This is a genomic window from Pseudomonas sp. LLC-1 (genome assembly GCF_002992185.1).
Taxonomy (GTDB): domain Bacteria; phylum Pseudomonadota; class Gammaproteobacteria; order Pseudomonadales; family Pseudomonadaceae; genus Aquipseudomonas; species Aquipseudomonas monteilii.
In genome coordinates this window covers 234,488-254,350 of the sequence record NZ_LUVY01000006.1, presented here as the reverse complement: position 1 = coordinate 254,350, position 19,863 = coordinate 234,488, and the positions used below count along the sequence as shown (strand labels likewise).

Sequence of the window (19,863 nt, the reverse complement as noted above, 5' to 3'; positions counted from 1 at the left end):
ACCTCTTCATATTTGTATATCGGGAACTGACGATTTACATTTCGTTCCATCGCGATATACCGCTACAACGAGCCTCAACCCATGCCTCTCGATCTCGACGAAATCATAAAAGCGCTGGCCCACCCGGTCAGGCGAGAAATCCTCAGCTGGCTGAAAGACCCGGCAACGCAGTTCCCCGACCAGTACCACAGCACCGAAAACGGTGTGTGTGCCGGGCAGATCGACCAACGCTGCGGCCTGTCGCAGTCGACCGTCTCTGCCCACCTGGCCACCTTGCAGCGCGCCGGGCTGATCCGCAGCCAGAAGATCGGCCAATGGCACTTCTTCAAACGTAACGAGGCCACCATCGAGGCGTTCCTCGAACAACTGCGCCAAGCACTTTGACAAGGCAGGTAACCGCTATGACCACGCTTTTCGATCCGATCACCCTGGGCGACCTGCAACTGCCCAACCGCATCATCATGGCCCCACTCACCCGCTGCCGTGCCGACGAAGGCCGCGTGCCCAATGCGCTGATGGCCGAATACTACGTGCAGCGCGCCAGCGCCGGGCTGATCCTCAGCGAAGCGACGTCGGTCAGTGCCATGGGTGTCGGCTACCCGGATACCCCCGGTATCTGGAACGATGAGCAGGTACGTGGCTGGAACAACGTCACCAAGGCTGTGCATGCCGCAGGCGGACGCATCTTCCTGCAACTGTGGCACGTTGGCCGTATCTCCCACCCCAGCTACCTGAACGGCGAGCTGCCGGTGGCCCCCAGCGCGATCCAGCCCAAGGGGCATGTAAGCCTGGTGCGCCCGTTGAGTGACTACCCCACCCCACGCGCGCTGGAAACCGAAGAAATCATCGACATCGTCGAGGCCTACCGCAGCGGTGCCGAGAATGCCAAGGCGGCTGGCTTTGATGGTGTAGAAATCCACGGTGCCAACGGTTACCTGCTCGACCAGTTCCTGCAAAGCAGCACCAACCAGCGCACAGACCGCTACGGCGGCTCGCTGGAAAACCGTGCGCGCCTGCTGCTGGAAGTGACCGATGCGGCCATCGAGGTGTGGGGCGCGAACCGCGTGGGCGTGCACCTGGCACCGCGTGCCGATGCGCACGACATGGGCGATGCCGACCGCGCCGAAACCTTTACCTACGTGGCCCGTGAACTGGGCAAGCGTGGCATTGCCTTTATCTGCTCGCGTGAGCGGGAAGCCGATGACAGCATTGGCCCGCTGATCAAGGAAGCGTTTGGTGGCCCGTACATCGTCAATGAGCGGTTTGACAAAGCCAGTGCCAATGCGGCGCTGGCCAGCGGCAAGGCCGATGCTGTGGCATTTGGCGTGCCGTTCATCGCCAACCCTGATTTGCCGGCGCGGCTGGCAGCGGATGCGCCACTGAACGAGGCGCGGCCCGAGACCTTCTATGGCAGGGGGCCAGTGGGGTACATCGACTACCCTCGGTTGTGATCAACGGCCATTCGCGGGCACGCCCGCTCCCACAGAGATATCACCAAGCCTGAAGGCTATGGAGACTCTGTGGGAGCGGGCGTGCCCGCGAAGAAGGCTCAGGTGATCTTACGGCCGGGTGTTGATCTGCTGTTGCAGGTTCTGAATCTGGCTCTGCAAGGTATTCAGGTTCCGCGTCATCTGCGCCCGGAAAGCATCGAACTCCTGCACCGAAGCACCACCGGACGCCGCCGCAGCCGGGCGGTTGTCGATCTGGCTCTTGAGCACCAGCATGTCCTGCTCCAGGCCTTGAATGGCAGCGCTCGGGTTACCCTGCTTCTTCAGCGCCGCTATATCGCTGCCCAGGCTCTTGAGCTGCCCGTCCAGCTTGCCGCCATCCACCTGCGCGGCCTTCAGCGCGGCAACCTGCTCGTTCAGCCCCTTGAACTGGGCATCCAGCCTGCCCCCATCCACCTGGCCCGAACGCAGCGCGGCCAGTTCGCCATTCACCAGCTTCAACTGCGCCTGTAACTGGCTTTGCAGCTCGGTCACAGCCTTCTGCTGCTCACGGGTATCAGCCAGCACCTGCTCCAGGCGCTTGCCCAGGTCACCGGTCTGCCCGGCCACACCTTTCTGCAACTGGCGCAGTTGAAGCTTCAATGCCTCGCTGCTGGTGGTAGCGCCAGACTCGCTGGCATCCACCTTGCCGCTGATCGCCTGCAGGCGCCCTGCCGCTTCTTCACTGATGCGGGCAAAACTTTCCTGGGTCGCCACCAGTTGCTGCTCCATCAACGAGATCTGCTGGAAGCTCCACCAACCCAGGCCTACCAAGGCGATGAACGAAGCACCGAGCAACGCCCACAACGGCGCCGTGCTTGGCCCGCGCGCGGCCTTCTGGCGGCTGCGCACGACGTGCGCCGGCATCAGTTCGTCATCATCAACGGTGCCCGCCCGCAAGGTAGGCACGTCATCGTAGTCATCGTGAGCATGGTTACGCATGGATACATTCAACCGCGGTAGTCGCAAAGAGGCACGAGTATAAACCGCCAGCGCGGCGCATTGATGACCATTGTCAGCCCTGCGGCTTCACTGCCCCGGCGGCAGGTGCTTCCACCAGCCACAGAATTCATCCAGCGCTGTCCACAGGCTGACCTTGGGCTGGTAGTCCAGATACTGCCGGGCGCGGCTGATATCCAGGGTGAAATCGCGGCTCATCACCTGCATCCCCAGGCGCGACAAGGTCGGTTGCGGACGCCCTGGCCACAGCATGCAGGCCGCCTCGTTCAGCGCGGCCAGGCTGTAGGCCAGGCCGTAGGAACGGTAGCGGGTAACCTGCGGCAGCTGCATCTGGCGCATCACGTAGTTGACCACATCCCACAGCGGCAGCGGCTGGCCGTTACTGATGTTGTAGGCCTGGCCCAGCGCCCTATCGTCGGCGAACAAGGCGCTGAGCAGCGCCTCGTTAAGGTTGTGCACACTGGTGAAGTCAACTTTGTTCAGGCCATTGCCGATGATTGCCACGCGGCCTTTGCGCTGCATCTGCATCAGCTTCGGGAAAATGCTGGCATCACCGGCGCCCGTGACGAAACGCGGGCGCAGCGCCAGCACTTCCAGGCCAAACTCCTGCGCGCCGAATACTTTCTGCTCGGCCAGGTGCTTGGTTTGCCCATAGTGGTCGTGGAAGCGGCGCGGTACCTGGTCTTCACGGACATCCAGGCGCGAACGGCCATTGAAATAGATCGACGGCGACGACAGGTGCACCAGGCGCCGTACATGCTCCTTCAGGCAGCCCTCGACCACGTTCTCGGTAACCACCACGTTACCTTGATAGAAGTCCTGGTAGCGCCCCCAGTTGCCCACCGCACCCGCGCAGTGCACCACGGCCTCGACGCCCTGGCACAAGCGACGGGCCAGCTCGGCATCGCTCAGGTCGCCAGGGATGAACTGGGCGCCGCGCTTGACCAGGTGCTCGACCCCTTCGGCGCGGCGGCCGCTGACCCGCACGTCCAGGCCCTGCTCAAGGGCAAAGCGCGCAAAGCGCCCGCCGATGAAGCCGCTCGCGCCGGTGACCAGAATTCGCATGTAAGACTCCGTCTTGCCAGATTTCAGATGCAACTGACGCCAGCTGTGGCTACAAGGGCACCAGCCAGTGCCGTGCGGTGTACCGCAGGTGGTCGGTCAGTTGCGCGAGCAATTGCCCGCCATTGCGCCAATGATGCCAGTACAGCGGCACATCGATAGGGGTATCGCGGCAGATTTCCACCAACTGCCCGCTGGCCAGTTGCTCCCGGGCCTGCAATTCGGGCACCAGTCCCCAGCCCAGGCCGGCCTCGGTCATGCGCAGGAAGCCTTCGGAGGACGGGCACAGGTGATGCAGAAAACCGTCCTCGATACCCAGCGATGCCAGGTAGCGATGCTGCAGGAAGTCGTCCGGGCCATACACGATCGCCGGGGTACGGGCCAGGCGGCTGGCGACAAAACCCTGGGGAAAATGCCGCGCCATGAACCCGGGGCTAGCCAGTGCCCGGTAGCGCATGGCGCCCAGTGGCTGGCTGCGTGCCCCCGCTACCGGGCGCTCACTGCCACACAGGCAGGCCGCCACTTCGCCGGCACGCATACGTTTGAGGCCCACTTCCTGGTCTTCTACCACCAAGTCGGTCAAAACGTTCTGCTGTGCGCAGAAATCCCCCACCGCGCCGGCCCACCAGGTGGCCAGGCTGTCGGCGTTGAGGGCGATGCGCAGGCGCTCCGGCATACCCTCTTCGTCCAGCGCCGGCACCTGGCGCTGCAAGTCACGCTCAAGCAGGCGCACCTGCTGCACATGGTTGAGCAACTGGCGGCCTACCTCGGTCGGGCCAGGCGGCGTGGCACGCACCAGCACTGGCTGGCCGACCCGCGCCTCCAGCAGCTTGATGCGCTGGGAAATGGCCGACTGCGACAAGCCCAGCACTTGCGCCGCACGCTCGAAACCACCCTGTTCGATCACCGCAGCGAGGGCGGCCAGCAGCTTGTAGTCGAACATCGATTTCTCTAATGCCTTATCAGCTTTATTTGTTTTTCTTATACAGCGCCGGTCATCACAATAGCCAGCATCTTTTACGACCTTTCTGGAGAGCCCCATCATGTGGCAAAGCTATCTCAACGGCATGCTGGTGGCCTTCGGCCTGATCATGGCCATCGGCGCACAGAACGCCTTCGTCCTCGCCCAGAGCCTGCGCCGGGAACATCACTTGCCCGTGGCGGCGCTGTGCATCGTCTGTGACGCCATTCTGGTGGCTGCCGGTGTGTTTGGCCTGGCCACGGTACTGGCGCACAACCCGACCTTGCTGGCGGTCGCGCGCTGGGGCGGTGCGGTGTTCCTGATCTGGTACGGCGCCAAGGCACTGCGCAGCGCCTGCTCCAGACAGAGCCTGCAGCACCAGGAAGGCCAAGGCATGCGCTCACGCCGCGCAGTGCTGCTCAGCGCCCTGGCAGTGACGCTGCTGAACCCGCACGTGTACCTCGACACGGTGTTGCTGATCGGCTCGCTGGGCGCCCAGCAGACCGCCCCCGGTGCCTACGTGGCGGGCGCGGCCAGTGCTTCGCTGCTGTGGTTCTCCAGCCTGGCCATCGGCGCAGCCTGGCTGGCACCGTGGCTGGCACGGCCGGCAACCTGGCGCATGCTCGACCTGATGGTGGCGGTGATGATGTTCGCGGTGGCGGCGCAGTTGATCTTCAACTGATGTCAGGCCTGCAAGGACCGACGTAACGCGTACCGCCTGAAAGCGACCACCATTGGTCGGCACCCGCCAAGCCGCTCTGGAACCTCTATTCCCTATGTTTGTTGCGTGGTTATGCGCCGGGGCTGGTGCTATGATCGGGCCCTTGCGTCGCAAAGAGTACAAACTCGCCGACGTACATAGGGCCGCCCGTGATCGGCCCTGCGCAAACCGCGAACTAGACCTGAATCAGGAGATCCACCATGGCTTTTGAATTGCCGCCGCTGCCGTACGCCCACGATGCCCTGCAGCCGCACATCTCCAAGGAAACCCTGGAGTTTCACCACGACAAGCACCACAACACCTATGTCGTGAACCTGAACAACCTGGTCCCAGGCACCGAATTCGAAGGCAAGACCCTGGAAGAGATCGTCAAGACCTCTTCGGGCGGCATCTTCAACAACGCCGCTCAAGTCTGGAACCACACCTTCTACTGGAACTGCCTGGCGCCAAACGCTGGTGGCCAACCGACCGGTGCCCTGGCTGACGCCATCAACGCCGCTTTCGGTTCCTTCGACAAGTTCAAGGAAGAGTTCACCAAGACTTCGGTTGGCACCTTCGGTTCCGGCTGGGGCTGGCTGGTGAAGAAAGCTGACGGTTCCCTGGCCCTGGCCAGCACCATCGGCGCCGGTTGCCCGCTGACCAGCGGCGACACCCCGCTGCTGACCTGCGACGTCTGGGAACACGCCTACTACATCGACTACCGCAACCTGCGTCCGAAGTACGTCGAGGCGTTCTGGAACCTGGTCAACTGGGCCTTCGTTGCCGAACAGTTCGAAGGCAAGACCTTCAAGGCCTGAGTCATTCAGCCCTGAACATGAAGACCCGGCCCTGTGCCGGGTTTTTTTATGCCGGTACCGGCCTCCCGCGCCCACGAAAGCCAACACGGTTTTGCTTGCTCAGCCCGCATAGCGCGCTAACATCAAACCTCTGGAAGATTGACACAGCGCATTCAAGTTGCGGGGTCAGGCAACCGATACACTGCTCATGATCGGCCGATAGTGTATCGTCATCGTTGATGGCAAAATGATGCCATGCGCATGGATTAAGGAAACCCCATTGAAGCTGGAATTGCGGAACAGCTTGTCGGTCAAGTTGCTCAGGGTCGTGCTGCTGTCGGCGCTGGCAGTCGGCGTGGTGCTCAGCTGTGCGCAAATCGTCTACGACACCTACAAGACCCGCCAGGCCGTTAACAACGATGCCCAGCGCATCCTCGACATGTTCCGCGACCCTTCCACCCAGGCGGTGTACAGCCTCGACCGCGAAATGGGCATGCAGGTGATGGAAGGCCTGTTCCAGGACGAGTCGGTGCGCATGGCCTCCATTGGGCACCCCAACGAAACCATGCTGGCCGAAAAGTCGCGCCCGCTGCAGGACATGTCCATGCGCTGGCTGACCGACCTTATCCTCGGCCAGGAACGCACCTACACCACACAACTGGTCGGCCGTGGCCCTTACAGCGAATACTACGGCGACCTCAGCATCACCCTCGACACGTCGTCCTACGGCGAAGACTTCCTGATCAATGCGGTAATCATCTTCATTTCCGGCGTGTTGCGGGCCTTGGCCATGGGCCTGGTGCTGTACCTGGTGTACCACTGGCTGCTGACCAAGCCGCTGTCCAAGATCATCGAGCACCTCACCCAGATCAACCCCGACCGCCCCAGTCAGCACCAGATACCGCTGCTCAAGGGCCACGAGAAGAACGAACTGGGCCTGTGGGTCAACACCGCCAACCAGTTGCTGGCCTCGATCGAGCGCAACACCCACCTGCGCCACGAGGCCGAAAACAGCCTGCAACGCATGGCCCAGTACGATTTCCTCACCGGCCTGCCCAACCGCCAGCAACTGCAGCAGCAACTGGACAAGATCCTCGTCGACGGTGGTCGCCTGCAGCACCGTGTGGCGGTGTTGTGCGTGGGCCTTGACGATTTCAAGGGCATCAACGAGCAATTCAGCTACCAGGTGGGCGACCAGCTGCTGCTGGCCCTGGCCGACCGCCTGCGCGCCCACAGTGGCCGGCTGGGGGCCCTGGCGCGACTGGGCGGTGACCAGTTTGCCCTGGTGCAAGCCAATATCGAGCAGCCCTACGAGGCAGCCGAACTGGCGCAAAGCATCCTCGACGACCTGGAAGTGCCCTTCGACCTCGACCACCACCAGCAGATCCGCCTGCGCGCCACCATCGGCATTACCCTGTTCCCCGAAGACGGCGACAGCACCGAAAAACTGCTGCAAAAAGCCGAACAGACCATGACCCTGGCCAAGGCCCGTTCGCGCAACCGCTACCAGTTCTACATTGCCAGCGTCGACAGCGAGATGCGCCGCCGCCGCGAGCTGGAAAAAGACCTGCGCGAAGCCCTGCCCCGCAACCAGCTGTACCTGGTTTACCAGCCACAAATCAGCTACCGCGACCACCGTGTGGTCGGCGTGGAGGCGTTGCTGCGCTGGCAGCACCCGGAGCTGGGCATGGTGCCGCCAGACCAGTTCATCCCGTTGGCCGAGCAAAACGGCAGCATCATCAGCATCGGCGAATGGGTACTGGACCAGGCCTGCCGACAACTGCGCGAATGGCACGACCAGGGTTTCAGCGAACTGCGCATGGCGGTCAACCTGTCGACCGTACAGCTGCACCACAGCGAGCTGCCACGGGTGGTCAACAACCTGCTGCAGGCCTATCGCCTGCCGCCGCGCAGCCTGGAGCTGGAAGTCACCGAAACCGGCCTGATGGAAGACATCAGCACCGCTGCCCAACACCTGCTGAGCCTGCGCCGTTCCGGGGCACTGATTGCCATCGACGACTTCGGCACCGGCTATTCGTCGCTCAGTTACCTGAAATCGCTGCCGCTGGACAAGATCAAGATCGACAAGAGCTTCGTCCAGGACCTGCTCGACGACGATGACGACGCCACCATCGTTCGCGCCATCATCCAGCTGGGCAAGAGCCTGGGCATGCAGGTGATCGCCGAAGGCGTGGAAACCGCCGAGCAGGAAACCTACATCGTTGCCCAGGGCTGCCACGAGGGCCAGGGCTACCACTACAGCAAGCCACTGTCGGCCCGCGAGCTGACCAGTTTCCTCAAGCAGGCGCAGCGTAACCAGGTTTCGATGTTTTGAGTGTGCCTGCCCGGTTACGCCCCGTGACCGGCATTTACATGAATTGCACGCCCGCCTCTTTACAGCAAATGCAAATCTTTCGCATGATGTTGCGGTTTCGCGTGCCACGGCGCACGGTCCACCCCTTGGTCCAACCACACGACGCAGGAAAACCAACAATGATTCGAATGCCTCTGGCCTCCGCCAGTCTGCTGGCCATTGCCATCGCTCTCGCCGGCTGCGGTGAAGGCAAGGACGACAAAGCCGCCGCGCCGCAAGCCCAGGCACCTGCTGCTGCCGCCACCACCGCTGCCGCGCCCGGGGCTGTCGACGAAGCCGCCGGCAAAGCCGTGGTCAAGCATTACGCCGAAATGGTCCATGCTGTGTACAGCGACTCGCTGAGCACCGCCAAAACCCTGCAGACCGCAGTGGACGCGTTCCTGGCCAAGCCCAACGACGAAACCCTGAAGGCCGCCAAGGAAGCCTGGTTCGCCGCGCGCGTACCGTACCTGCAGTCCGAAGCCTTCCGCTTCGGCAACACCATCATCGACGACTGGGAAGGCCAGGTGAACGCCTGGCCCCTGGACGAAGGCCTGATCGACTATGTCGACAAGAGCTACGAGCATGCCCTGGGCAACCCGGCCGCCGGCGCCAACATCATCGCCAACACCGAGATCCAGGTGGGTGAAGAGAAAGTCGACGTCAAGGACATTACCCCTGAGAAACTGGCCAGCCTGAACGAACTGGCGGGCTCCGAGGCCAACGTTGCCACGGGCTATCACGCCATCGAATTCCTGCTCTGGGGCCAGGACCTGAACGGCACCGGCCCAGGCGCTGGCAACCGCCCGGCATCCGACTACCTGGAAGGCCAGGGCGCCACCGGTGGCCACAACGAGCGCCGCCGTGCCTACCTGAAAGCCGTTACCCAGCTGCTGGTTACCGACCTTGAAGAAATGGTCGGCAACTGGGCGCCGAACGTCGCCGACAACTACCGCGCCAAGCTGGAAGCGGAGCCTGTCAACGACGGCCTGCGCAAGATGCTGTTCGGCATGGGCAGCCTGTCGCTGGGCGAACTGGCGGGCGAGCGCATGAAGGTTTCGCTGGAAGCCAACTCGCCGGAAGACGAGCAGGACTGCTTCAGCGACAACACCCACTACTCGCACTTCTACGACGCCAAGGGTATCCGCAACGTCTACCTGGGCGAGTACACCCGCCCGGACGGTACCAAGCTGACCGGCCCAAGCCTGTCGTCGCTGGTAGCCAAGGTCGACCCGGCCGCCGACGCCACCCTCAAGGCCGACCTGGAAGCCACCGAAGCCAAGATCCAGGTAATGGTCGACCACGCCCTCAAAGGCGAGCACTACGACCAGCTGATCGCGGCCGACAACGCTGCCGGCAACCAGATCGTGCGTGACGCCATCGCCGCACTGGTCAAGCAGACCGGTGCAATCGAGCAGGCGGCTGGCAAGCTGGGTATTGCCAACCTGAACCCGGACACTGCGGATCACGAATTCTGATCCTGCTGTAGCGGTTCTGAAAAAAGGCGGCCTTCGGGTCGCCTTTTTTGCTTCTGGCCTCTTCGCGGGTAAACCCGCTCCCACAGGGTCGTGAAAGGGCTGGCGCCGAACATGAAAATGCTGGCATTTCACAACCTTTTCACCCAAGCAATTGCAAATTGCTCTTATTCAAAAAACGCTGGCCTGCTAAGCTTGCACGCCGGTTTTTCGTCCACGCCCAGGATTTTGCATGTCCTCGTCGCTGTCCCGACTCTCCCCGCTGCTGCTGGTCCTCGCCCTCTCTGCCTGTGACGACGCCCCGCGTTTCACCCAGGCCGAACCCGGCGAAGCATTGTCGGGCGGCAAGGCAACCGTGCAGCGGACTGACCGCAACGCCTATTCCCTGCCCTCGGCCAACCTCGCAGCCGAACGTCGCGTGGATTTCGCCGTGGGCAACAGTTTCTTCCGCAACCCCTGGGTGATCGCCCCTTCCACCACCACCGCCCGCGACGGCCTGGGCCCGCTGTTCAACACCAACGCCTGCCAGAACTGCCATGTGCGCGACGGCCGCGGCCACCCGCCAGCGCCGGGCAACAGCAACGCGGTGGGCATGCTGGTGCGCCTGTCGATCCCCGACCAGCCCTATCTGGCCAAGGTCATCGAGCGCCTGGGCGTGGTGCCTGAGCCGGTGTACGGCACTCAGCTGCAGGACATGGCCATCCCCGGTGTGGCGCCGGAAGGCAAGGTACGGGTGAGTTACACCCGCGAAACCGTGTCGTTCAAGGACGGCCATCAGGTCGAACTGCGCAAGCCGACCCTGCAGATCAGCCAGCTCGGCTACGGCGTCATGCACCCCGACACGCGCTTTTCGGCGCGGGTGGCACCGCCAATGATCGGCCTGGGCCTGCTCGAAGCCATCCCCGAAGCCGACGTGCTGGCCAACGAAGACCCCGATGACCGCAACCGCGACGGCATCCGCGGGCGGGCCAACCGCGTGTGGGACGACGCCCTGGGCAAGACCGTGGTCGGCCGCTTCGGCTGGAAAGCCGGGCAGCCCAACGTCAACCAGCAGAACGTGCACGCCTTTGCCGGCGACATGGGCCTGACCAGCACCCTGCAGCCCAAAGACGATTGCACACCGGCACAAACCGACTGCCTCGCCGCGCCCAATGGCGACGGCGCCAATGGCGAAAAGGAAGTCAGCGACAACATCCTGCGCCTGGTCACCTTCTACACCCGCAACCTGGCCGTGCCGGCCCGCCGCGACGTCGGCTCGCCGCAGGTGCTGGCAGGCAAGAACCTGTTCTACCAGGCTGGCTGCCAGGGCTGCCATACACCGCAGTTCACCACCGCCGCCGATGCTGCCGAGCCAGAGTTGGCCAACCAGGTCATCCGCCCCTACAGCGACCTGCTGCTACACGACATGGGCCCAGGCCTGGCCGATGAGCGCACCGAGTTCGCCGCCAACGGCCAGGACTGGCGTACCCCGCCACTGTGGGGCATTGGCCTGAGCGAAACGGTCAGCGGCCACAGCCAGTTCCTGCACGACGGCCGCGCCCGTAACCTGCTGGAAGCCGTGCTCTGGCACGGGGGCGAAGCCGAGGCGGCACGCAACTTCGTACTCACGTTCAATGCCGAGCAACGCACTGCGCTGCTGGCGTTCCTGAATTCACTTTAAAACGCGCAAAGGAGCCGGGCATGTTCCGACCCAAACTGTTGTTCACCAGCCTCGCTGCACTCGCCCTCGGCGCCTGCTCGCCGCAGGACCCGCAAGCCGTCACCTCCGCTGCCATCGCCAAGCAGGTCATCCTGCCCACTTACAGCCGTTGGGTCGAAGCCGACCGCACGCTGGCCGCCAGCGCCTTGGCCTACTGCGAAGGCAAGGAAGACCTGGAAAAGGCCCGTGCCGACTTCCTCAATGCGCAAAAGGCCTGGGCCGAGCTGCAACCGCTGCTGGTCGGCCCGCTGGCCGAAGGCAACCGCGCCTGGCAGGTACAGTTCTGGCCCGACAAGAAGAACCTGGTCGGCCGCCAGGTCGAGCAGCTGGTCAACGGCGACAAGCCGGTAGACGTCGCGTCCCTGGGCAAAGCCAGTGTGGTGGTACGTGGCCTGTCGGCCTACGAGTACATCCTGTTCGACAGCAAGCCGGACGTCGCCACTGCCGAGCAGAAAGCCCGCTACTGCCCGCTGCTGGTGGCCATTGGTGAACACCAGAAGGTCCTGGCCGAGGATATCCTCAAGAGCTGGAACAGCACCGACGGCATGCTGTCGCAGATGACCAAGTTCCCCAACCAGCGCTACGCCGACTCCCACGAGGCCATCGCCGACCTGCTGCGCTCCCAGGTCACCGCCCTGGATACCCTGAAGAAGAAGCTGGGTGCGCCGATGGGCCGCCAGAGCAAGGGCATCCCGCAGCCGTTGCAGGCCGAAGCCTGGCGCAGCCACTCCTCGCTGAAGAGCCTGGAAGCCACCCTCAAGGCGGCCGAAACCGTCTGGGTCGGGGTCGACAACCAAGGCCTGCGCGGCTTGCTGTCCAGCGATCAGAAAGCGCTGGCGGACAAGATCGACGCCGCCTACGCTACCTCGCTCAAACTGCTGGCCGACAACCAGAAGTCGCTGGGCGAGCTGCTGGCCGACGACGCTGGCCAGCAAACCCTGAACCAGATCTACGACAGCCTCAACGCTGTCCATCGCCTGCACGAAGGCGACCTGGCCAAGGCGTTGAACATTCAGCTGGGCTTCAATGCCAACGACGGTGACTGATCATGCTGCGACGCCAGGCCCTCAAACTCGGTAGCGTTTTGCTCAGTGCCCTGACCCTGGGCGGCTGGAGCCTGTTCCGCAACAAAGGCAGCGAACCCCTGCTGCTTTCGGCGCGTGACGATGGCGACGGCAAGCACTATGCCGTGGGTTTCCGCCTGGACGGCACCCAGGTGTTCAGCACCCAGGTCGCCCAGCGTTGCCACGCCATCATCCACCACCCCGAGCAGCCAATCGCCCTGTTCGTCGCCCGCCGCCCCGGTACCGAAAGCTACCTGGTCGATTTGCGCGACGGGCGCCTGCTGCAAACCGTGACCTCGCAGCCGAACCGGCACTTCTATGGCCACGCGGTGGTGCACAAAGGGGGTGAATGGCTGTATGCCACCGAGAACGACACTACCGACCCTGGGCGTGGCGTGCTGGGCGTGTACCGTTTTGAAGGCGAACGCCTGGTACACACCGGCGAAATCCCGACCCACGGCATCGGCCCGCACGAGGTTGCCTGGCTGCCCGACGGCGAGACGCTGATCGTGGCCAACGGCGGCATTCGTACCGAAGCCGAAAGCCGGGTAGAGATGAACCTCAATGCCATGGAACCGAGCCTGGTGCTGATGCAGCGCGACGGCACCTTGCTGAGCAAGGAAACCCTGGCCCAGCAGATGAACAGCGTGCGTCACCTGGCAGTGGGCAGCGATGGCACCATCGCCGCCTGCCAGCAGTTCATGGGTGATGCCGATGAAACGGCCGAGTTGTTGGCGATCAAGCGCCCGGGCGAGCCGTTCAAGGCCTTCCCGGTGCCGGAGCGGCAGTTGCAGGCCATGGCCCAGTACACCGCCAGCGTCGCGATCCACAGCGACCTGCGGCTGGTGGCGCTGACTGCGCCACGGGCCAACCGGTTGTTTGTCTGGGACCTGGACACGGGTGCGGTGCGGCTGGATGCACCGATGCCCGATTGCGCGGGCGTTGGCGCGGTGAAGGATGGTTTCGTCGTTACCTCCGGGCAGGGCCGTTGCCGGTTCTACGATTGCCGCAAGGCCGAGCTGGTCGGGCAGCCGATGAACCTGCCGTCCGGTTTCTGGGACAACCACCTGCATCTCGTCTGATTTCTCTGTTGCCTGGACCGGCCTCTTCGCGGCTAAAGCCGCTCCTACACTGACCGCGCGATCCGATGACTACGCGCTCTCTGTAGGAGCGGCTTTAGCCGCGAAAGGGCCGGTACAGGCATTTCACTCCCCCTCAAACCAAAAACAGTCAATACTTCCCCCATCCACACGTGGGCAGGATCGCCCGTTGTCGTGTCTAAACGAATAACAACCAAATCCAAGGAACCGGACTTATGCTGCGCCGCCGCATGCTCATCATGTTGGCCGTGGTTCTGCTGATCGTGCTGGCCCTGGGGGGCTACAAGGCGTTCTCGATCTACCAGCAGATCCAGGTGTTCACTGCCCCCAAGCCGCCCATCACCGTTGCGGTAGCCTTGGCCGAACAGCGCCAGTGGCAAGCGCGCCTGCCCGCCGTGGGCAGCCTCAAGGCACTGCAGGGTGTGGAGCTGAGCCTGGAGGTGGAAGGCATCGTCAAAGCCCTGCACTTCGACTCAGGGCAGCAGGTCAAAGCCGGCCAGTTACTGCTGCAACTCAACGATGACCAGGAAACCGCCCTGCTTGGCACCGCCCAGGCCGACCTGGGCCTGGCCAAGGTCGATTTCGGTCGTGGCAGCCAGCTGGTTGGCGACTCGGCCATCTCGCGCGGCGAGTTCGACCGCCTCACCACTCAGTACCGCCGCAACCAGGCGGTGGTCGAGCAACTCAAGGCGCAGAAGATCAAAAAAAGCATCAACGCCCCGTTCAGCGGCACCATCGGCATCCGCCAGGTGGACATCGGCCAGTACCTGGCCGCCGGCACGGTGATTGCCACCCTGCAGGACACATCCAGCCTGTACGTCGACTTCAACGTACCGGAACAGGCCCTGCCGCAATTAAGCCTAGGCCAGCAGGTGCTGGTGCAGGTAGCCGCCTACCCAGGCCAGACCTTCCCCGCCAGCCTCAGCGCCATCAACCCCAAGGTCGAGGAAACCACGCGCAACCTGCTGGTGCGCGCCCCCCTGGCCAACCCCGGCGGCAAACTGCTGCCAGGCATGTTCGCCAGCCTGCTGGTGCTGCTGCCTAACCCACAGCCACAAGTGGTGGTGCCGGAAAGCGCCATTACCTACACCCTGTATGGCAACTCGGTTTACGTCGCCACGCCGAAGAAGGACAAGGACGGCAAGCAGGAAAACGACGACAAGGGCCAACCCGAGCTAGTCGCTGAACAACGCACCGTACAGACCGGCGAACGCCGCGACGGCGTAGTGGTGGTCAGCAAGGGCCTGCAAGCCGGGGAACAGGTGGTTACCGCCGGGCAACTCAAGCTCACCCCCGGCGCCGCGATCCGCATCGGCCAGGACAAAGCCCTCAAGCCCGAACAGGGCGCGCCGGGCAAGGACTGAGGAGGCAGGCATGGCGTTCACCGACCCGTTCATCCGCCGCCCGGTGCTGGCCAGTGTGGTCAGCCTGCTGATCCTGCTGCTGGGTTTCCAGGCCTGGAACAAACTGCAGATCCGCCAGTACCCACAAATGGAAAACGCCCTGATCACGGTGACTACCGCCTACCCCGGGGCCAACGCCGAAACCATCCAGGGCTACATCACCCAGCCGTTGCAGCAGAGCCTGGCCAGTGCCGAAGGCATCGACTACATGACCTCGGTGAGCCGGCAGAACTTCTCGATCATTTCCATCTACGCGCGCATCGGCGCCGACAGCGACCGGTTGTTCACCGAGCTGCTGGCCAAGGCCAACGAAGTGCGCAACAAACTGCCGCAAGACTCCGAAGACCCGGTACTCAGCAAGGAAGCCGCCGACGCCTCGGCGCTGATGTACGTCAGTTTCTACAGCAAGGAGATGAGCAACCCGCAGATCACCGACTACCTGTCGCGGGTCATCCAGCCCAAGCTGGCCACCCTGCCGGGCATGGCCGAAGCGGAGATTCTCGGCAACCAGGTGTTTGCCATGCGCCTGTGGCTGGACCCGGTGAAACTGGCCGGTTTCGGCCTGTCGGCCACCGACGTGACCAACGCCGTGCGCCGCTACAACTTCCTCTCCGCTGCCGGTGAGGTAAAGGGCGAATACGTGGTCACCAGCATCAACGCCAGCACCGAGTTGAAGTCGGCCGAGGCGTTCGCCGCCCTGCCGGTCAAGACCAACGGCGACAGCCGCGTGCTGCTGGGCGATGTGGCGCGGGTCGAGATGGGTGCGGAAAACTACGACACGGTCAGCTCGTTCGACGGCACCCCCTCGGTGTACATCGGCATCAAGGCCACCCCGGCAGCCAACCCGCTGGACGTGATCAAGGAAGTGCGCCGCATCATGCCCGAGCTGGATAGCCAGTTACCTTCGGCGTTGAAAGTGTCGATTGCCTACGACGCCACGCTGTTCATCCAGGCCTCGATCGACGAAGTGATCAAGACCCTTGGCGAGGCCGTGCTGATCGTCATCGTGGTGGTGTTCCTGTTCCTCGGTGCCTTGCGCTCGGTGCTGATCCCGGTGGTGACCATTCCGCTGTCGATGATCGGGGTGCTGTTCTTCATGCAGATGATGGGTTACTCGCTCAACCTGCTGACCCTGCTGGCCATGGTGCTGGCCATCGGCCTGGTGGTGGACGACGCCATTGTGGTGGTGGAAAACATCCACCGGCACATGGAAGAAGGCAAATCGCCATTCGATGCGGCCCTTGAAGGCGCCCGCGAAATCGCCCTGCCGGTGGTGTCGATGACCATCACCCTGGCTGCCGTGTATGCACCGATCGGCTTCCTCACCGGGCTTACCGGGGCCTTGTTCAAGGAGTTCGCCCTGACCTTGGCCGGGGCGGTAATCATCTCTGGCATCGTCGCTCTCACCCTGTCGCCGATGATGTGCGCCCTGCTGCTTCGCCAGGAGCAGAACCCCAGTGGCCTGGCCCACCGTCTGGACATGCTGTTCGAACGCCTGAAGGTGCGCTACCAGCGCCTGCTGCATGCCACCCTTGACAGCCGCCCGGTGGTGCTGGTGTTTGCCGTGATCATCCTGTGCCTGATCCCGGTGCTGCTCACGTTCACCCAGAACGAACTCGCCCCCAACGAGGACCAGGGGGTGATTTTCATGATGAGCAGCTCGCCGCAGCCGGCCAACCTCGATTACCTCAACGCCTACACCGACGAATTCACCCCACTGTTCAAGGCCTTCCCCGAGTACTACTCATCGTTCCAGATCAACGGATTCAACGGCGTGCAAACCGGCATCGGCGGCTTCCTGCTCAAACCCTGGAACGAACGCGAGCGCACGCAGATGGAGCTGTTGCCGCTGGTGCAGGCCAAACTTGAGGAAATCGGCGGCTTGCAGATCTTCGGTTTCAACCTGCCCTCCCTGCCCGGCACCGGCGAGGGCCTGCCGTTCCAGTTCGTGATCAACACCGCTGGCGACTACCCGGCACTGCTGGACGTAGCACAGCGCATCAAAGCCCGGGCGCAGGCATCCGGCAAATTCGCCTTCCTCGACATCGACCTGGCCTTCGACAAGCCCGAAGTGGTGGTGGACATCGACCGGGCCAAGGCCGCGCAGATGGGGGTATCGATGGACACCCTCGGCGGCACCCTGGCCACCCTGCTGGGCGAGGCGGAAATCAACCGCTTCACCCTCGAAGGCCGCAGCTACAAGGTGATTGCCCAGGTCGAACGGCCGTACCGCGACAACCCCGGCTGGCTGAACAACTACTACGTGAAGAATGACCAGGGTCAGATGCTGCCGCTGTCGACCCTGATCACCCTCACCGACCGCGCCCGCCCACGCCAGCTCAACCAGTTCCAGCAGCTGAACTCGGCGATCATCCAGGGCGTGCCCATGGTCAGCCTGGGCGAAGCGCTGAAAACCGTGCAGGACATCGCCCGCGAAGAGGCCCCGGAAGGCTTCGCCTTCGACTATGCCGGCGTGGCACGCCAGTACGTGCAGGAAGGCAGCGCACTGTGGGTCACCTTTGGCCTGGCGCTGGCGATCATCTTCCTGGTGCTGGCGGCGCAGTTCGAAAGCTTCCGCGACCCGCTGGTGATCCTGGTGACGGTGCCATTATCGATCTGTGGGGCGCTGCTGCCGCTGTTCCTGGGTATTTCGAGCATGAACATCTACACCCAGGTCGGGCTGGTGACCTTGATCGGGCTGATCAGCAAACACGGCATCCTGATCGTCGAATTCGCCAACCAGTTGCGTGAGGAACGCGGCTTGAGCGTGCGTGAGGCCATCGAGGAAGCGGCGGCCATTCGACTGCGGCCGGTGCTGATGACCACGGCGGCGATGGTGTTCGGCATGGTGCCGCTGATTCTGGCGACCGGGGCCGGGGCGGTGAGCCGTTTTGACATCGGTACGGTGATTGCCACCGGGATGTCGATTGGTACGCTGTTTACCCTGTTTGTGCTGCCTTGTATCTATACCTTGCTGGCACACAAGGCGGTGGCCAAGCAGCCTGCTGTAGCCTGATCCGGCCTCTTCGCGGGCTCGCCCGCTCCCACAGGGACGGCACCGCTACTGAGACTGGTGCAGTACCTGTGGGAGCGGGCGAGCCCGCGAAGAGGCCAGCAAAGCAGACACAAAAAAGCCAGAGGCCCCGCAATCGCGAGGCCTCTGGCTTTTCTAGCTAACGCAGGGTTCAACCAAATGGCCGCAACCCTTGACGCAGGCCGAACAGGAACAGCAACAGGTCCTGGTCTGGCGCGACCTGTGCCTGCTGCGGTTTCGCTTCCCGCGGCAGTGCACACTGGTCGGCCATCTCAGCCTTGCTGAACACGGTCGGCCTCGGCTCTTCCCAGGCAGCCACCGCCACGGTGGTCACCGCCAGGCCAGCTACCAGGAACAAAGCTCGAGCTATTTCTAGTTTCATTACTCTAACCCTTTGACAGCGCTGCCAAACGCCATCTTGTAAAAGTAGAGCAGCGTCTGCCATTCGGCGTCATTGATCGACGAATGGCGGCGCAGCTGGCGCAGGTCGTTACCTGCCGCACGCTGGCAGCTGATGCGCCGCCGGCATTTTTCCAGGTCCAGCAGTGCGACTTCGACCCGCGCCTGCTCGCCTTCGCCGATCACCTTGATGAATACGTGCTTGCCATACAGGCAGCCGTGCTGCCAGTGCCCCAGGTGCATGCGCGCCAGGTTGTCCGCCAGGTCCTTGAGCATGCGCTCATGCACCACCTGCGGGTAACGCTCACGGGCACCTTCGGCATGCCAGGTGTCGAGTTCGACAAAGCCATCCAGGGCTTCGCTGACCAGCAGCGCACGCCATTGGTGGTCGGCATCGCGCTCGGCACCACAAAAGACGATACGCGGGACGCGAACGCCCAGTTGCTCGAAGCTGTTCAGTGCATCGAGCTCACGCAATACGGTTGGTCGCCCAAAAGGGTGCATAAGGCTGCGGTAGATATGCCCGACCTGGCGCTTGGCATACAGCAGCTTGCCATTGGCATCGTTGAGGCGTTGCACGCCACTTTCGCCGCCACGGCGCTGGTTAGGCTCCTCGACCCACTCGCCCTGCTGGCGCCAGTAAAAATCGAACCGCGACTCCCCTTTCTGGGCTACAGCCATCAAACACTACCCCTTACGCAATACGTAGACCCGCCACATGGCATAGAACGGCAGGAAGTCGAGGCGTTCCTGGATTCTGAAGCCGGCGGCCCTGAATTCTTCTTCGACCGTTTCGGCTGGTAACACGAAACGGTTCTGGTAATTGTCCTGCTCGGCCTTGGCACTGCGGCGTTGCTCCAGTTTTTTCCGGCGCCAGGCCTTGAAGTTGCCATCGACCCACAACGACAGAATCACACTATCACGGCTAACCCGTTGAAATTCCGAAAGTATGGTCTTTCTGTGCGCCGATTCGCCAATGTGGTGGAACAGGCGCATGCAGAAGATGCTGTCCACCGAATTATCCGGCAGGTCAATGGCGAACGCTGAAGTTTGCAAAGGGCGTACCCGCGCCACCACTTCTGGCGGTTGCGCGGCACAGGCTGTCTCGATCATCGCTTCGGAGTTGTCGGCACCGATGATCACCCGGTTGGGCTTTTCTGCCAGCAGTGGCCAGAAACGGCCGGCACCGCACGGCAGGTCCAGTACCAGGCCGGGCTCGCCGGCCAATGCCAGGGCGCGACGCGCCAGCTGCTCATCTCGCTTGTGGGAAAGGCGTCGCGCCAGGCCATCCTGGTGCTTGAGAAAGTACTCGCGGGCGTGGTCTTTGTCGTACTTCTCGGAAAATTCAAGCTTGATGGGGCTACGCATT

The 19,863-nt window shown here is 63.1% G+C and carries 17 protein-coding genes; 11 read left to right on the top strand and 6 right to left on the bottom strand.

Annotated features, from left to right (window positions below):
• Window positions 1-81 precede the first annotated feature (81 nt).
• Both A0O30_RS04945 and A0O30_RS04940 read left to right on the top strand, forming a co-directional pair.
• Window positions 82-384, top strand: coding sequence for a helix-turn-helix transcriptional regulator (locus tag A0O30_RS04945; RefSeq protein WP_105945766.1), 303 nt, complete (start codon window positions 82-84; stop codon window positions 382-384).
• Between the two features lie 17 nt (window positions 385-401).
• A complete protein-coding gene (locus tag A0O30_RS04940; RefSeq protein ID WP_025753943.1) occupies window positions 402-1,451 on the top strand; it encodes an alkene reductase in 1,050 nt (349 codons plus the stop codon).
• Between the two features lie 108 nt (window positions 1,452-1,559).
• Here the strand turns inward: A0O30_RS04940 and A0O30_RS04935 are convergent, their stop codons facing one another.
• The 3 genes from A0O30_RS04935 to A0O30_RS04925 form a co-directional block, all read right to left on the bottom strand.
• On the bottom strand, window positions 1,560-2,429 hold the full coding sequence (locus A0O30_RS04935) for an ATPase (RefSeq protein ID WP_105945765.1): 870 nt from the start codon (window positions 2,427-2,429) through the stop codon (window positions 1,560-1,562).
• An 87-nt stretch (window positions 2,430-2,516) separates the two neighbouring features.
• On the bottom strand, window positions 2,517-3,512 hold the full coding sequence (locus A0O30_RS04930; protein WP_016713604.1) for an NAD(P)-dependent oxidoreductase: 996 nt from the start codon (window positions 3,510-3,512) through the stop codon (window positions 2,517-2,519).
• Between the two features lie 49 nt (window positions 3,513-3,561).
• Window positions 3,562-4,452: a LysR family transcriptional regulator ArgP gene (locus A0O30_RS04925; protein ID WP_105945764.1), complete on the bottom strand. Its 891-nt coding sequence runs from the start codon at window positions 4,450-4,452 to the stop codon at window positions 3,562-3,564.
• A gap of 100 nt (window positions 4,453-4,552) precedes the next feature.
• On the opposite strand from A0O30_RS04925, the gene A0O30_RS04920 reads away from it, so the two are divergent.
• The 9 genes from A0O30_RS04920 (at window position 4,553) to A0O30_RS04880 (ending at window position 18,077) form a co-directional block, all read left to right on the top strand.
• Window positions 4,553-5,152, top strand: coding sequence for a LysE/ArgO family amino acid transporter (locus A0O30_RS04920; RefSeq protein WP_105945763.1), 600 nt, complete (start codon window positions 4,553-4,555; stop codon window positions 5,150-5,152).
• A 239-nt stretch (window positions 5,153-5,391) separates the two neighbouring features.
• Window positions 5,392-5,988 carry a superoxide dismutase gene (locus tag A0O30_RS04915; protein WP_012274023.1) on the top strand — a complete coding sequence of 199 codons (597 nt, stop codon included), beginning with the start codon at window positions 5,392-5,394 and terminating at the stop codon, window positions 5,986-5,988.
• Between the two features lie 259 nt (window positions 5,989-6,247).
• Window positions 6,248-8,302 (top strand): bifunctional diguanylate cyclase/phosphodiesterase, encoded by a 2,055-nt coding sequence (locus A0O30_RS04910; protein ID WP_105945762.1) that lies wholly within the window; start codon window positions 6,248-6,250, stop codon window positions 8,300-8,302.
• 158 nt (window positions 8,303-8,460) lie between these two features.
• Window positions 8,461-9,798, top strand: coding sequence for an imelysin family protein (locus tag A0O30_RS04905; protein WP_104833371.1), 1,338 nt, complete (start codon window positions 8,461-8,463; stop codon window positions 9,796-9,798).
• Window positions 9,799-10,027: 229 nt separating this feature from the next.
• A complete protein-coding gene (locus A0O30_RS04900) occupies window positions 10,028-11,455 on the top strand; it encodes a di-heme oxidoredictase family protein (protein WP_105945761.1) in 1,428 nt (475 codons plus the stop codon).
• A 20-nt stretch (window positions 11,456-11,475) separates the two neighbouring features.
• Window positions 11,476-12,540: an imelysin family protein gene (locus A0O30_RS04895; RefSeq protein WP_105945760.1), complete on the top strand. Its 1,065-nt coding sequence runs from the start codon at window positions 11,476-11,478 to the stop codon at window positions 12,538-12,540.
• Window positions 12,541-12,542: 2 nt separating this feature from the next.
• A complete protein-coding gene (locus A0O30_RS04890; RefSeq protein WP_104833372.1) occupies window positions 12,543-13,640 on the top strand; it encodes a DUF1513 domain-containing protein in 1,098 nt (365 codons plus the stop codon).
• A 233-nt stretch (window positions 13,641-13,873) separates the two neighbouring features.
• Window positions 13,874-15,022 (top strand): efflux RND transporter periplasmic adaptor subunit, encoded by a 1,149-nt coding sequence (locus A0O30_RS04885; protein ID WP_105945759.1) that lies wholly within the window; start codon window positions 13,874-13,876, stop codon window positions 15,020-15,022.
• A 10-nt stretch (window positions 15,023-15,032) separates the two neighbouring features.
• Window positions 15,033-18,077 (top strand): multidrug efflux RND transporter permease subunit, encoded by a 3,045-nt coding sequence (locus A0O30_RS04880; protein WP_105945758.1) that lies wholly within the window; start codon window positions 15,033-15,035, stop codon window positions 18,075-18,077.
• A 169-nt stretch (window positions 18,078-18,246) separates the two neighbouring features.
• Here the strand turns inward: A0O30_RS04880 and A0O30_RS04870 are convergent, their stop codons facing one another.
• The 3 genes from A0O30_RS04870 to A0O30_RS04860 are packed head-to-tail and all read right to left on the bottom strand — an operon-like array spanning window position 18,247 to window position 19,862.
• Window positions 18,247-18,477 carry a hypothetical protein gene (locus A0O30_RS04870; RefSeq protein WP_019098317.1) on the bottom strand — a complete coding sequence of 77 codons (231 nt, stop codon included), beginning with the start codon at window positions 18,475-18,477 and terminating at the stop codon, window positions 18,247-18,249.
• Window positions 18,477-19,175 carry a lipopolysaccharide kinase InaA family protein gene (locus tag A0O30_RS04865; RefSeq protein WP_016713590.1) on the bottom strand — a complete coding sequence of 233 codons (699 nt, stop codon included), beginning with the start codon at window positions 19,173-19,175 and terminating at the stop codon, window positions 18,477-18,479. The genes A0O30_RS04870 and A0O30_RS04865 overlap by 1 nt, the downstream gene beginning before the upstream one ends.
• 6 nt (window positions 19,176-19,181) lie before the next feature.
• Entirely contained in the window at window positions 19,182-19,862 is a 681-nt protein-coding gene (locus A0O30_RS04860; protein ID WP_019098319.1) for a class I SAM-dependent methyltransferase, read from the bottom strand.
• Between the last annotated feature and the right edge of the window lies 1 nt (window position 19,863).